At 73.6% G+C, this 12,041-nt stretch carries 12 protein-coding genes; 8 read left to right on the top strand and 4 right to left on the bottom strand.

Annotated elements, in window-relative coordinates:
* Positions 1-81 precede the first annotated feature (81 nt).
* From ABD979_RS14360 to ABD979_RS14345, 4 genes are all read left to right on the top strand, one after another.
* Positions 82-645: an AAA family ATPase gene (locus tag ABD979_RS14360; protein WP_345508170.1), complete on the top strand. Its 564-nt coding sequence runs from the start codon at positions 82-84 to the stop codon at positions 643-645.
* A 1-nt stretch (position 646) separates the two neighbouring features.
* A complete protein-coding gene (gene soxR / locus ABD979_RS14355) occupies positions 647-1,078 on the top strand; it encodes a redox-sensitive transcriptional activator SoxR (RefSeq protein WP_345508169.1) in 432 nt (143 codons plus the stop codon).
* 112 nt (positions 1,079-1,190) lie between these two features.
* Positions 1,191-1,460, top strand: coding sequence for a hypothetical protein (locus ABD979_RS14350; protein WP_345508168.1), 270 nt, complete (start codon positions 1,191-1,193; stop codon positions 1,458-1,460).
* Positions 1,461-1,470: 10 nt separating this feature from the next.
* On the top strand, positions 1,471-1,662 hold the full coding sequence (locus tag ABD979_RS14345) for a hypothetical protein (protein ID WP_345508167.1): 192 nt from the start codon (positions 1,471-1,473) through the stop codon (positions 1,660-1,662).
* Positions 1,663-1,734: 72 nt separating this feature from the next.
* Here the strand turns inward: ABD979_RS14345 and ABD979_RS14340 are convergent, their stop codons facing one another.
* Positions 1,735-2,304, bottom strand: a complete 570-nt coding sequence (locus tag ABD979_RS14340) for a VldE C-terminal domain-containing protein (protein WP_345508166.1) — start codon at positions 2,302-2,304, stop codon at positions 1,735-1,737.
* Positions 2,305-2,519: 215 nt separating this feature from the next.
* Here ABD979_RS14340 and ABD979_RS14335 point away from each other — a divergent pair, with 215 nt between their 5' ends.
* The 4 genes from ABD979_RS14335 (at position 2,520) to ABD979_RS14320 (ending at position 7,258) form a co-directional block, all read left to right on the top strand.
* The gene (locus ABD979_RS14335; RefSeq protein WP_345508165.1) at positions 2,520-3,107 is read left to right on the top strand and encodes a C39 family peptidase; all 588 of its coding nucleotides are present in this window, start codon (positions 2,520-2,522) and stop codon (positions 3,105-3,107) included.
* Between the two features lie 48 nt (positions 3,108-3,155).
* Positions 3,156-3,626 (top strand): hypothetical protein, encoded by a 471-nt coding sequence (locus tag ABD979_RS14330; protein ID WP_345508164.1) that lies wholly within the window; start codon positions 3,156-3,158, stop codon positions 3,624-3,626.
* 257 nt (positions 3,627-3,883) lie between these two features.
* Positions 3,884-7,009: an AfsR/SARP family transcriptional regulator gene (locus tag ABD979_RS14325; RefSeq protein WP_345508163.1), complete on the top strand. Its 3,126-nt coding sequence runs from the start codon at positions 3,884-3,886 to the stop codon at positions 7,007-7,009.
* A gap of 78 nt (positions 7,010-7,087) precedes the next feature.
* A complete protein-coding gene (locus ABD979_RS14320; RefSeq protein ID WP_345508162.1) occupies positions 7,088-7,258 on the top strand; it encodes a hypothetical protein in 171 nt (56 codons plus the stop codon).
* Between the two features lie 117 nt (positions 7,259-7,375).
* Here the strand turns inward: ABD979_RS14320 and ABD979_RS14315 are convergent, their stop codons facing one another.
* Genes ABD979_RS14315 through ABD979_RS14305 form a run of 3 tightly spaced genes read right to left on the bottom strand, consistent with a single transcriptional unit; the run spans position 7,376 to position 11,951 of the window.
* Entirely contained in the window at positions 7,376-9,532 is a 2,157-nt protein-coding gene (locus ABD979_RS14315) for an ABC transporter ATP-binding protein (RefSeq protein ID WP_345508161.1), read from the bottom strand.
* Positions 9,532-11,262 (bottom strand): ABC transporter ATP-binding protein, encoded by a 1,731-nt coding sequence (locus ABD979_RS14310; protein WP_345508160.1) that lies wholly within the window; start codon positions 11,260-11,262, stop codon positions 9,532-9,534. Before ABD979_RS14310 ends, ABD979_RS14315 begins: the two co-directional genes overlap by 1 nt.
* A complete protein-coding gene (locus ABD979_RS14305) occupies positions 11,256-11,951 on the bottom strand; it encodes a TetR/AcrR family transcriptional regulator (RefSeq protein ID WP_345508159.1) in 696 nt (231 codons plus the stop codon). Before ABD979_RS14305 ends, ABD979_RS14310 begins: the two co-directional genes overlap by 7 nt.
* Between the last annotated feature and the right edge of the window lie 90 nt (positions 11,952-12,041).

The raw sequence follows: 12,041 nt of genomic DNA, 5'->3' as shown, positions 1-12,041 counted from the left end.
AACGGCTTTGGCGGTCCGGCGAACCTGAACGTCACGTGAACTGCGGCGACGTGGGCCGACGGGCGGCCTAGGGTGGTCGCTGTGACCGACCGGACGAGCGACACCGTCACCGACATCCCCCAGGTCGTCGTCGTGACCGGCGTCATGGCGGCGGGCAAGTCGACGGTGTCGCAGCTGCTCGCCGAGCGCTTCTCGCGGGCCGTGCACCTGCGCGGTGACGAGTTCCGCCGCGTCGTCGTGCGCGGCCGCGCCGACATGACGCCGCAGGGTGACCCGGAGGCCGAGCGGCAGCTCACGCTGCGCCACGCGATCACGGCGCACACCGCGAACGCGTATGCCGGGGCGGGCTTCACCGTCGTGGTGCAGGACCTCTTCGTCGGCACGAGCCTCCAGCCGTTCCTCGACGGCATCACGGCCCGACCGCTCAGCCTCGTCATGCTCGCGCCCGACGTCGGCACGGTGATGCAGCGCGAGTCCGAGCGGGTCAAGGTCGGCTACGGCGACCTCTGGTCGATCCGCGACTTCGACCACAAGGTGCGCACCGAGACCCCCCACATCGGGCTCTGGCTCGACAGCTCGCAGCAGACGCCGGACGAGACCGTCGACGAGATCATCGCCCGGCTGCCCGAGGCGAGGATCGCCTGACGTGGCGGCCCTCACGATCGGGCAGGTCGCGCACCGCACCGGCGTCGCGACGTCCGCGCTGCGCTACTGGGAGGAGCTCGGCCTGCTGACCTCCGTGCGCACCGCCGGCAACCAGCGCCGCTACGACCGCAGCACGATCCGGCGCGTGTCGTTCATCCGGGCCGCCCAGCGGGTCGGGCTCACGCTCGAGGAGATCGCGGCCGCGCTCACCACCCTGCCCCAGGCGCGCACCCCGACGGCCGCCGACTGGGCCCGCCTCTCGCGCACGTGGCGACAGCGGCTCGACGACCAGATCGCCCGCATCGAGCGGCTCCGCGACGAGCTCGACTCGTGCATCGGGTGCGGCTGCCTCAGCCTGCGCTCGTGCGCGCTCAACAACCCCTCCGACGCCCTCGCGCAGCGGGGGCCCGGGGCCGTGCTGCTCGAGCCGTGACCAGCTCCGGCGGTGGACGACCGCGCCGGGCCCTCGCTCGTTAGCAGATTGTTAGGGCTGCTGCGCAGAGTCCGTCCTGCCCGTGACAACCACGTCGGAAGGACTCACGAAGATGACCACCACCACCCTGCGCGCCCCCGCGGTGCGACCCTCGACGGTGCGCACCGCCGGCATCGCCGGCGCCATGCTCGTCGTCGCGCTCCTCGTCTTCCTCTGGGCCTCGATCGGCGCCTCGTCGGCCAGCGCCAACCAGGCCCCCAAGCCGGGCCGCCCGGCGCCCCAGGCCCAGCTGTGGTGCACGCGCGACGTGCCGTGCCCGGGGGGCGGCGGTGGCTCCGGCCTCTGCGTCAAGGGCGGCGGCGTCCCGGTGAAGTGCTACTGACGTGGACCGCGTGAGGTCGGCGCTCCGCGCCCGCGTGCTCGTCGTGCCGGTGGCACTGCTCGCCCTGCTCACCGTCACCTCCCCCGCCTCGAGCGCGCCGCCCGAGGCCCGGTTGTGGTGCACGCGCGACGTGCCGTGCACGCCCGGCTCCGGCGGTGAGGGCTGGTGCCTCTACGGCTCCCAGGTCCTGCGCTGCCGCTGAGCGCCCACACGACGGTGCCCCGACTCCATGCCGGAGTCGGGGCACCGTCGTGTTCGGCCCGCGCGCTCGACGTCAGCGGCCGTCGCCGGGGCGCGCGATGCTGACGTGCACGTGGTCGTAGTGACCACCGACGGGTCCGGTGCCGCCGGTGTAGGTGCGCCAGCCCTCGCTGCGACGCGGCCAGGTCCAGATCCGGCCGTTCCAGATGACCTGCTCGACCTTGAGCGGCCCCGCGTTGGCCACGGCGAAGTTCGCCGCCCGCTGGAGCTGGTCCTTGTCGATCGGACCGGGGTACTGCCCGGGAGTGTTGCCCGCGTAGCAGTCACCGGCGTTGCCGCTGTAGTGGTAGCTGTCGGACGTGTGGCCCGAGTGCGACCCGTCGTTGCCGTGGGCGCACGAGGTGAGCATCGGCCGGTTGTCCCGCAGCACGTCGATCGTCCACCGGGCCCGGGCCGTGTAGCCCGTCGTCGCCGAGCTCGCGCCGTACGGGTTCGTCGCGACGGCCACGAGCGTGCTCGCGGGTGCGTCGACCGGTGCGGGCGCCGCGGCGCCGGTCACGCCACCGGACGGGACGGCCGTGAGGGCGGCCAGCACGCCGGCGGTCAGCACCGGCAGGGTGGCTCGTCGCAGGATCCGGGTCATGGGTCTCTCCTTCTCGTGGTCGCCGGGCCCTGGTGGAGGACGACTCCGGCGAGCTGCGTCGTGCAGCCCCTCGACCGTCGACCGTCCGCCTAACCGTCGACTAACAGCCGCTGCCGCCGTCGCCGGGGTTAGCGGCTTGTTAGGCCACCTGAGGACGGTCGGGAGTGACGGGTCGACGACCCGCCCCCGCCACCTCCACCTGAACAGGGGCATCCATGAGCACCACCACACCACCAGCCCTCGCCCGGCGCGGCTTCCTCGCGCTCGGGCTCAGCACCGGCGTCACCGTCGCCCTCGCCCGGCCGTCGTCGGCCGCGACGGTCGGCTACACCTACCAGGTCCAGCAGACGCAGTCCTGGTGCTCGGCCGCCAGCTCGCGCATCGCCCTCAGCGCCCGCGACCACCTGCCGTCGCAGTCGTCGCTCGCGGCCTCACTGGGCCTGCGTGACGGCCACGGCCTGCAGGACGCGACGCTCATCGCGTCGGTGCTCAACAGCCGCCTCGGCATCGGCGGCCGCAGCGCGCGCTACTACTTCCGCCAGCCGGCCGCCGGCACGCTCAAGGCCAGGCTGCGCAGCCGCGTCGTGCACAGCATCGATGCCGGCTACCCCGTCGTCATCAACATGAACCAGGTCGACGGCACGGTCTTCTCCTCCGGCCACTACATCGCGATCGTCGGCTACCGCGCGGGCGAGTACAAGATCGCCGACCCGGTGACGTCCTCGCGCAACGGCGTCTGGCGCGACGAGGACGACATCGTGCGCTGGAACAAGCTCAACCGCTTCACCGCCTACGGCGCCTGACCGCCCGCCGACCGGAACCAACCACCCACCCGAACCAGGAGATCCACCATGACGCTCACCACCCTCACCCGCCGCCGTCTCGCCGCCGCCGGGATCGCGACCGCCTCGGCCCTCGCCTTCCTGCCCGCCGGCCAGGCCGACGCGGCTCCCGCGATCGTCGTGCACGCCCGCAGCCACATCGGCGAGCAGGGCGGCTCGTGCAAGGAGTTCGTCCAGCGCATGTACAACGAGACCCACGCGAACGACCTGCAGCCGGGCTACTGGACGGCCTACGTCAACGCCGGCTACCACCTCGTGGCCAAGAGCGCCGTCGTGCCGGGCGACATCATCCAGGAGACCGACACCTCCTCCCACACGACCGGCATCCACACGGCCATCGTCACGGGCGACCCGGCCGGGGCCACGATCCGCGTCGTCGACTCGAACTGGGTCGGTCACAACACGGTCGGTGAGCACGCCTACGACCCCGACGCGCACGCGGCGAGCAAGGGCGGCAAGGCGTACTACTGGCACAAGTGAGGGGTCCCGCGCCTGCCGCACGACCCGTGTTAGCCGGTTGTTAGCCGGCCCCGACAGAGTCGGCTCGTCCGCACGGTGGCCGCGACAGGGGGCGACCACCGGCGGACGACTCCAGGTCGCAGGGGTTGCCTGAAACCCCGGGTCCACGCCCCGAAGCGGTGCGTGGACCCGGGGGCCACCGCCGTCGACGCGCCGGTGCACCGGGTGACCGGACGCCTCGTTGGGCCCGCACGTGTGCCGTCGGGTATCAATGGCCTGTGCAGTTCCGCGTGCTGGGCCCCCTCGAGGTCGTCGACGACGACGGCGCCCTCGTGCGTCTCGGCAGCGCCCGCGAGCGCTACGTGCTCGCCACCCTGCTCGTCTCGGCCGACCGGCTCGTGCCGGCCGAGCGCCTCATCGACGCGCTGTGGGACGAGCCGCCACCGACCGCCCGGCAGCAGCTGCAGAACCTCATCGCCTCGCTGCGCCGGCGCCTCGCACCGCACGCCCCCGACCTCGTCGCGACCCGTCCGTTCGGCTACGAGCTGCAGATGGGCCCGCACACGCTCGACCTCGCCGAGTTCCGGCGCCTCGTCGCCGACGCGCGTGCCGCCGACCGGCCCGAGGAGGCCGCGCGCGACCTCGAGCACGCCGTGTCGCTGTGGCGCGGCGCGGCGCTCGGCGACGTCGCACCCGCCGCGGACGCGTCGACCGAGACGCTCCAGCAGGCGCTGCACGACGAGCGCGTGGCCGCCGTCGACCTGCTCGTCGACGCCCTGGACCAACTCGGCCGCCACGACGACGTGCTGACGGTGGCCGGGGCCCAGCTCGAGCACGACCCGTGGAACGAGCGCCTCCTCGAGCACCGGTTGCGGGCGCTCGCCGCGACCGGTCGCCGCTCGGAGGCGACCGAGGCCTACCGACGGTTGCGCCGCCGCTTCATCGACGAGCTCGGGGTGCCGCCGAACCGGTCGCTCGCCGAGCTCAACACGCGCATCCTGGAGGGCGGCCCCCTCGTCGCGCCCGTCGCGCGGCACCGGGTCGTGCCGCGCGAGCTGCCCGCACCGACGTGGACCCTCGTCGGCCGCGAGGCGCTCCTCGGCGCCGTGCTGACCCGGCTCGCGCCGCGGGCCCCCGACGACCGCAGGGGCTCGCGCTCCGTCGTCGCCGCGGCCGCCCAGGCCGCCCGCCCCCCGGCGCTCGTCGTGCTCGTCGGGGTGGGTGGCGTCGGCAAGACCGCCCTCGCGGTCACCGCCGGGCACGCGCTCGCCGACGCCTACCCCGACGGGACCCTGTATGCGTCCCTCGACGGCGGGCGTGCCGGCGCGGTCGACCCGCACGACGTGGCGGCCCGGTTCCTCCGTGCCCTCGGCGTCGACGGCACCTCGATCCCTGCGGGTCGCGAGGACCGGATCGCCCTCTACCGCACGACGATCGCGGGCCGGCGCCTCCTCACCGTCATCGACGGCGCGGCGACCGAGTCGCAGGTGCGGCCGCTGCTGCCGACCTCGCCCGGCTCGGGCGCGATCGTCACGTCGCGCAGCCGGCTCGCGGGCCTCGTCGGGGTGCGCCGCCACACGGTGCAACCGCTGACGCCCGAGGACAGCCTGGCGCTGCTCGCCGAGCTCTCCGGGCCCGAGCGCGACGTGCGCGCCGACGCCGCCGGGGCCCTCACCGACATCTCCGCGCTCTGCGGCCACCTGCCCCTCGCCCTGTGCGTGGCCGGCTCGAAGCTCGCGACGAACCCCACGCTCGAGCTGCCCGAGCTGCGTGACCGGCTCACGCAGCAGCACGCACGCCTCGACGAGCTGTCGGCCGGCGACATCGACGTGCGCGCCAGCATCGAGTCGTCGGTGCAGGACCTCCCCGGCGCGGCCCGGGTGCTCTTCCGCCGCCTCGGCGTGGCCCCCGGCCCCGACTGGCCTGCGTGGGTCGCGCGGCGGCTGCTCCACGGGGTCGCACGCGAGATCGAGGCCCACCACGCGCTCGACGAGCTCATCGACCGGCACCTCGTCGAGCCGACGGGACGCGACGGCGCCGGCCAGCCCCGTTACCGGGTGCACAGCCTCGTCGGTGAGCTGGCGGCCGAGCACCTCGAGGCCGAGGAGACCGGCCATGAGGCCCGGGAGCTCGAGCACGCCCTGAGCAGCGCCTGGCTCGACCTCGCCCGGGTTGCCGGGCCCCGCCTCGAGGGCGACAGCCGGCCGCTGCCCGAGCCGGAGGGCGACGGTTCCCTCGACGCGGCCGCGGCCCCGTCCGACTGGTTCGAGTCCGAGCGCACCAACCTCGTCGGCGCGGCCCTCACGGCGGCCCGGCTCGGGGACCCGCTCCTCGCGGCCCGCGTGGCCCTGGCCGTGGGGCCCTTCCTCACCGTCCGGGCCTACGACGACGACCGTGAGCGCGTGCTGCGGGCGGCGCTCGAGTCCCCCACCGCGGATGCCGAGCGCACCGTCGACGACCCGCTCCGGCTGCAGCTGCTCGGTGCCCTCTTCGCGGTGACGGCCCAGCGGCGCCGGCCCGCCGACCTGCCCGCCGTGGCCGCCGAGTCGCTCGCCGTCGCCCGGCGGATCGACGACCCGGACGCCGAGCAGCGCGCGCTCTCGCAGTCGGCCTGGGCGGCGATGGCGCTGCACCGCTTCGACGAGGCGCTCGACGGCTTCGCCCGCACGGCCGCCCTCGCCGAACGCCGCGGCGACGTGCAGGGCCGCGCCCTCGCCGAGGCCCGGCGCGGGGTCGTGCTCCGCAACGTCGGGCGGGCCGCCGAGGGTGACCCGCTGCTGCAGGCGATGGTGACGCTGTCACGCCGGGACGGCCCCCGTCGCGACTGCAGCATCTGGCTCGTCACCCGGGCCGAGGGCCTCGTCGACCTCGGGCGAGCGGACGAGGCGGAGGAGCTCCTCGACGAGGCCCTCGCCATCGCCCTCGACCTGCGCGACGAGGTGGGCGAGGCCCACTGCCGGCTCGCGCTCGCCCGCGTGCACGCCGCCCGCGGCGCCCTCGGCGCCGCCGACGAGGAGCTGGCCTCGGCGCGGAGGCAGCTCGACCCGCGCGCCGACGACGAGGCCGACCTCGAGGTGCTGCGTCTCGAGCTCGACCTGGCCGTGCACCGCGGGGCGTGGGGACGGGCCGCCCCGCTCGCGAGCCGCCTCGTGGCCGGCAGGCGTCGGGCCGACGTGCCGCTCGACCTCGCCGCCGACCTCGCGCGGCTCGCCGCGGTGGCCTCCGCCGCTGCGCGGACGGCCGGCACGGCCGACCCCGGCGACACCGACCCGGAGCCCACCTGGCGCGAGGTCGGCGCGATCCTCCACGACCTGCGCCTCGGCCCGGAGGCCCTGCGCCTGCCGAGCCCGCCCTACCCGGACCCGGCGGTCGCTGTTAGCCGATCGTTAGGCGTGGGCGCCTAGTCTCGGGGGGAACGCCCGGGTCGACCGACGACCCGCCCGACACCCAGCTCGACACCAGCCCGACACCAGGGGTCACACATGAAGCTCGTCGTCCGCTCCCTCGCCGCCCTCACCGCCGCAGCCGCGCTCGCGGTCGCCGCCTCACCCGCGCCCGCCTCGGCCGCCGGTGGGGACCACAACGTGTGGTGCATGCGCATCGCCCCGGGCACCAACGGCCCGTGCCCGTTCGGGCCCCCGCCCACCAGCTGAGCTCGACGCCGCGGCCCACCCTCGTGCGGGCACCCGTCCGACGACAGGTGCGCGCAGGTACGACGACACCCGACCGGAGCCCCGGTCGGGTGTCGTCGTTCTCCGTGTCAGGGCGCGTCACTCGTTCCCGGGACGGTCGGCCGGCACGGCGCTGTCGGGCGTCGGGGCGCCCGGGCCGCCGGCGGGGCCGGGCGCCGCCGCGCCCACCCCGGCCAGCTCCGAGCCCTCCCCGGGCGCACCTGGCGCACCGGGTGCACCCGCAGCACCGGCGCCCGCCGCCTCGTCGAGGTCGGCTGCCGCGCCGGCGAACTGGGCGGCATACAGGGTCGCGTAGGCGCCGTCGGCCGCGAGCAGCTCGGTGTGCGAGCCCTGCTCGACGATCCGGCCGTCCTGCATGACGAGGATGAGGTCGGCGTCGCGGATCGTCGAGAGCCGGTGCGCGATGACGAAGCTCGTGCGGTCCGAGCGGAGCGCCGCCATGGCGTGCTGGACGAGCAGCTCGGTGCGGGTGTCGACCGAGCTCGTCGCCTCGTCGAGGATGAGCAGCGCCGGGTCCGACAGGAACGCCCGCGCGATCGTCACGAGCTGCTTCTCGCCCGCCGAGATGTTCGAGGCCTCGTCGTCGAGCACCGTGTCGTAGCCGTCGGGCAGCGAGTGCACGAAGCGGTCGACGTAGGTGGCCCGTGCGGCGGCGAGCACCTCCTCGTCGGTCGCGCCCGGGCGGCCGTAGGCGATGTTCTCGCGGATCGTGCCGCCGAAGAGCCAGGTGTCCTGCAGCACCATGCCGATGCGCGAGCGCAGCCCGTGGCGCGACAGGTCGCGGATGTCGACCCCGTCGAGCGTGATGCGGCCGCCGTCGAGCTCGTAGAACCGCATGATGAGGTTGACGAGCGTCGTCTTGCCGGCGCCGGTCGGGCCCACGATGGCGACGGTCTGGCCCGGGCTGACCGACAGGTCGAGCCCCTCGATGAGCGGCTTGTCGGGCACGTAGGAGAACGAGACGTCCTCGAAGGCGACGGCGCCACGGGGGTCGTCGATCTGCACGACCGTGGCGGCATCCGGCTGCTGCTCGTCGGCGTCGAGCACCTCGAAGACGCGCTCGGCCGACGCGACGCCCGACTGCAGCACGTTGGCCATCGACGCGACCTGCGTCAGCGGCTGCGTGAACTGGCGGGAGTACTGGATGAAGGCCTGCACGTCGCCGAGGCTCATCGTGCCCGAGGCCACCCGCAGGCCGCCGACCACGGCGATGGCGACGTAGTTGAGGTTCCCGACGAACATCATGACCGGCATGATGATGCCGCTGATGAACTGCGCGCCGAAGGCCGCCTCGAAGAGCTCGTCGTTCTTGTCGCGGAAGGTCTGCTCGGTCTCCTTCTGGCGGCCGTAGACCTTGACGAGGCCGTGGCCGGTGAAGGTCTCCTCGACGAGGCCGTTGAGCTCGCCCGTGTTGCGCCACTGCTGGACGAAGAGCTTCTGCGAGCGCTTGGCGATGAGGCTCGTCACGACGATCGAGATCGGGATGCTGACGAGCGCGATGAGCGCGAGCAGCCACGAGATCCAGAACATGATGCCGAGCACCGCGACGACGGTGAGCAGCGAGTTGAGCAGCTGCGAGAGGGTCTGCTGCAGCGACTGGCCGACGTTGTCGATGTCGTTGGTGACCCGGCTCAGCAGCTCGCCGCGCGGCTGGTTGTCGAAGTAGGGCAGCGGCAGGCGGTTGAGCTTCGCCTCGACCTCCTGGCGCAGGTCGAACATCGTGCGTGCGAGCACGCCCTGCAGGATCCAGCCCTGGATCCACATGAGCAGGGACGAGACGACGAAGAGCGCCAGCACGAGCACGAGAACGTCGCGCACGGCGTCGAAGTCGATGCCCTGGCCCGGCGTGAAGGCGACGTTGCCGAGCAGGTCGGCCTTCGTCGAGTCACCCGCGGCGCGCAGTCCCTCGACGACCTGCTCCTTCGTCGTTCCGGGCGGGGCGGACTGCCCCACCTGGCGGCCGATGATGCCGGCGAAGATGAGGTCGGTGGCCCGGCCGAGGATCTTCGGCCCGATCGAGCTCAGCACGACGCTGACGACGGCGAGGACGAGGACGAGCACGACCTTGGCGCGGTGCGGGCGCAGGCGCCCGAGCAGCCGCTTGGCCGACGGGCCGAAGTTCAGTGACTTCTCGCCCGGCTGCCCCATCTGCATGTGCGGCGGACCGCCCCGGCGACCCGGACCGCGGCGCGCCTCGGCCGCCTTCTCCTCCGTGGTCTTGACTCCCTCGGCCATCAGGCCGCCTCCTCCGCGCTGCGCTGGGACTCGACGATCTGCTGGTAGGTCTCGCAGGAGCGTACGAGCTCGTCATGGGTGCCCTGACCGACGATCCGGCCGTCGTCGAGGACGATGATGTGGTCGGCGTCGACGATCGTCGAGACGCGCTGGGCCACGACGACGACCGTGGCGCGCGCCGTGACCGGTCGCAGCGCCCGGCGCAGCCGGGCGTCGGTCGACAGGTCGAGGGCCGAGAACGAGTCGTCGAACAGGTAGATGTCCGGGCGCTTGACGATCGCGCGGGCGATCGCGAGCCGCTGCCGCTGGCCGCCCGAGACGTTGGTGCCGCCCTGGGCGACGGCCGAGTCGAGGCCGCCCATGGCCGTGACGAAGTCGGCGGCCTGGGCGATGCGCAGGGCGTCCCACAGCTGCTCGTCGGTGGCCTCCGGGTTGCCGTAGCGCAGGTTCGACGCGACGGTGCCGGTGAAGAGGTAGGGCTTCTGCGGCACGAGCCCGATGCGGGCCCAGAGGTCGTCGAGCGCGAGGTCGCGCACGTCGACCCCGCCGACCCGCACGGTGCCGGCGGAGGCGTCGAAGAGGCGCGGCACGAGCCCGAGCAGGGTCGTCTTGCCGGCCCCCGTCGACCCGATGACCGCGGTCATGCGGCCCGGCTCGGCCCGGAACGTCACGTCGTGCAGCACCGCGACCTCCGCGCCGGGGTAGTGGAAGTCGACGCCGGAGAGCTCGAGGCCGGCGGGCGTGGAGCGGAGCGGCAGCGGCTGCACCGACTCGACGACGGTCGACTCGGTGTCGAGGACCTCCTGGATGCGCCCGGCCGACACCGACGCGCGCGGGATCATCGTGGCCATGAAGGTCGCCATCATGACGGCCATGAGGATCTGGACGAGGTAGGACAGGAAGGCCGTCAGCTCGCCGATCATCATGTCGCCGGAGTCGATGCGCTGCGCACCGAACCACATCACCGCGACGGTGGAGAAGTTGAAGATGAGCATGACGATCGGGAAGACGAGCGCCATGAGTCGCCCGACCCGCAGGCCGGCGTCGGTGAGCAGCCCGTTCGCGTCGGCGAAGCGGGCCTCCTCGTGCTCCTCGCGGACGAAGGCGCGCACGACGCGGATGCCCGTGATCTGCTCGCGCATGACGCGGTTCACGCCGTCGAGCGAGGTCTGCATGCGCCCGAACCACGGCACCATGCGGGAGATGACGAGCCCGACGACGAGGCCGAGGAGCGGCACGGCCACCGCGACGAGCCAGGAGAGGCCGACGTCCTCGCGCAGCGCCATGATGATGCCGCCGACCATCATGATCGGCGTCGTCACGAGCAGGGCGAACGCCATGAAGACGACCATCTGCACCTGGGTCACGTCGTTGGTGTTGCGCGAGATGAGCGTGGGCGCGCCGAAACGCGTCACCTCCTGCGCCGAGAACTCGACCACGCGACCGAAGAACCGGCCGCGCACGTCGCGACCCATCGCCATGGCGACGCGGGCCGCGAGGTAGGTGGCGCTCACCGACGCCGCGATCTGCACGAGGCTCACGGCGAGCATGAGGCCGCCGTGGCTGACGATGAAGCCGGTGTCGCCCTTGGCGACGCCCTCGTCGATGATCTCGCCGTTGAGGCTCGGGAGGTAGAGCGAGGCCATCGTGCTGACGAGCTGGGCCAGCACGATGAGCCCGATCTGACCCGAGTACGGGCGCAGGTGACTGCGGAGCAGCCGGATCAGCATGTCGCCGCCTTTCGGTTCGTGGTCGAGCGGGAGGAGGTGGGCAGGTCGGTGGGGCGGGCGCGGACGCCGTAGAGCACGGTGTCGACGATCTCCTCCGGCGTCAGCGTGCGGCCGTCGGCGATGCCGGGGTGGCTGCCGGAGAAGCACAGCAGCCGGATGCGGTGCACGACCTCGCGGGCCGGCACGACGAAGTCGTCCTCGCCCGCGTCGGCGAGCAGCTCGTGCACCGTGTCGAGGAGCGGCTGGTGCGGCTCGAGCTCCTCGGCTCCGTCGTCGCTCGCACCGCGCAGGTGCCGACCCGCGGCGTAGCAGGCGAGGTGCGGTCCGCGGTTGGGCGGCTCGGAGAGGCCGAGCGCGCCCATCAGGCCGAAGACCTCGCGGAACCGGCGCTGCATGATCGTCGTGAAGGCGACGAGCCGGTCGCGCACCGTGAGGTCGGTGCCGATGGCGGCGATGGAGCGGCGCACCGGGGCCGGGCAGAAGGCCACCTGCACGGCCTCCTCCTGCAGCGCGTCCTTGGTGGGGAACGCCCGGAAGATCGTGCCCTCGGCGACGCCCGCCTCCCGTGCGATCTCGCTCGTCGTCGGCGGGCGGCCCTCCCGGTGCGCGAGGTCGAGGAAGACGCCGATGAGCGCCTCCCGCCGGTCGTCCGGGTGCATCGGGGCGGCGCGCCCCGCTCGTTCTGCCACCCGCCCATTGTGAATGAGTGAGCACTCACTCACAAGTGGTTTCCCGGGAGGCCGCCACCCCCGACCGGCGCGAACCGCGCCGTGGCGCAC

The sequence above is a fragment of the Terrabacter aeriphilus genome (assembly GCF_039542985.1).
GTDB lineage: Bacteria > Actinomycetota > Actinomycetes > Actinomycetales > Dermatophilaceae > Terrabacter > Terrabacter aeriphilus.
This window is presented reverse-complemented; position numbering and strand designations above follow the sequence as displayed.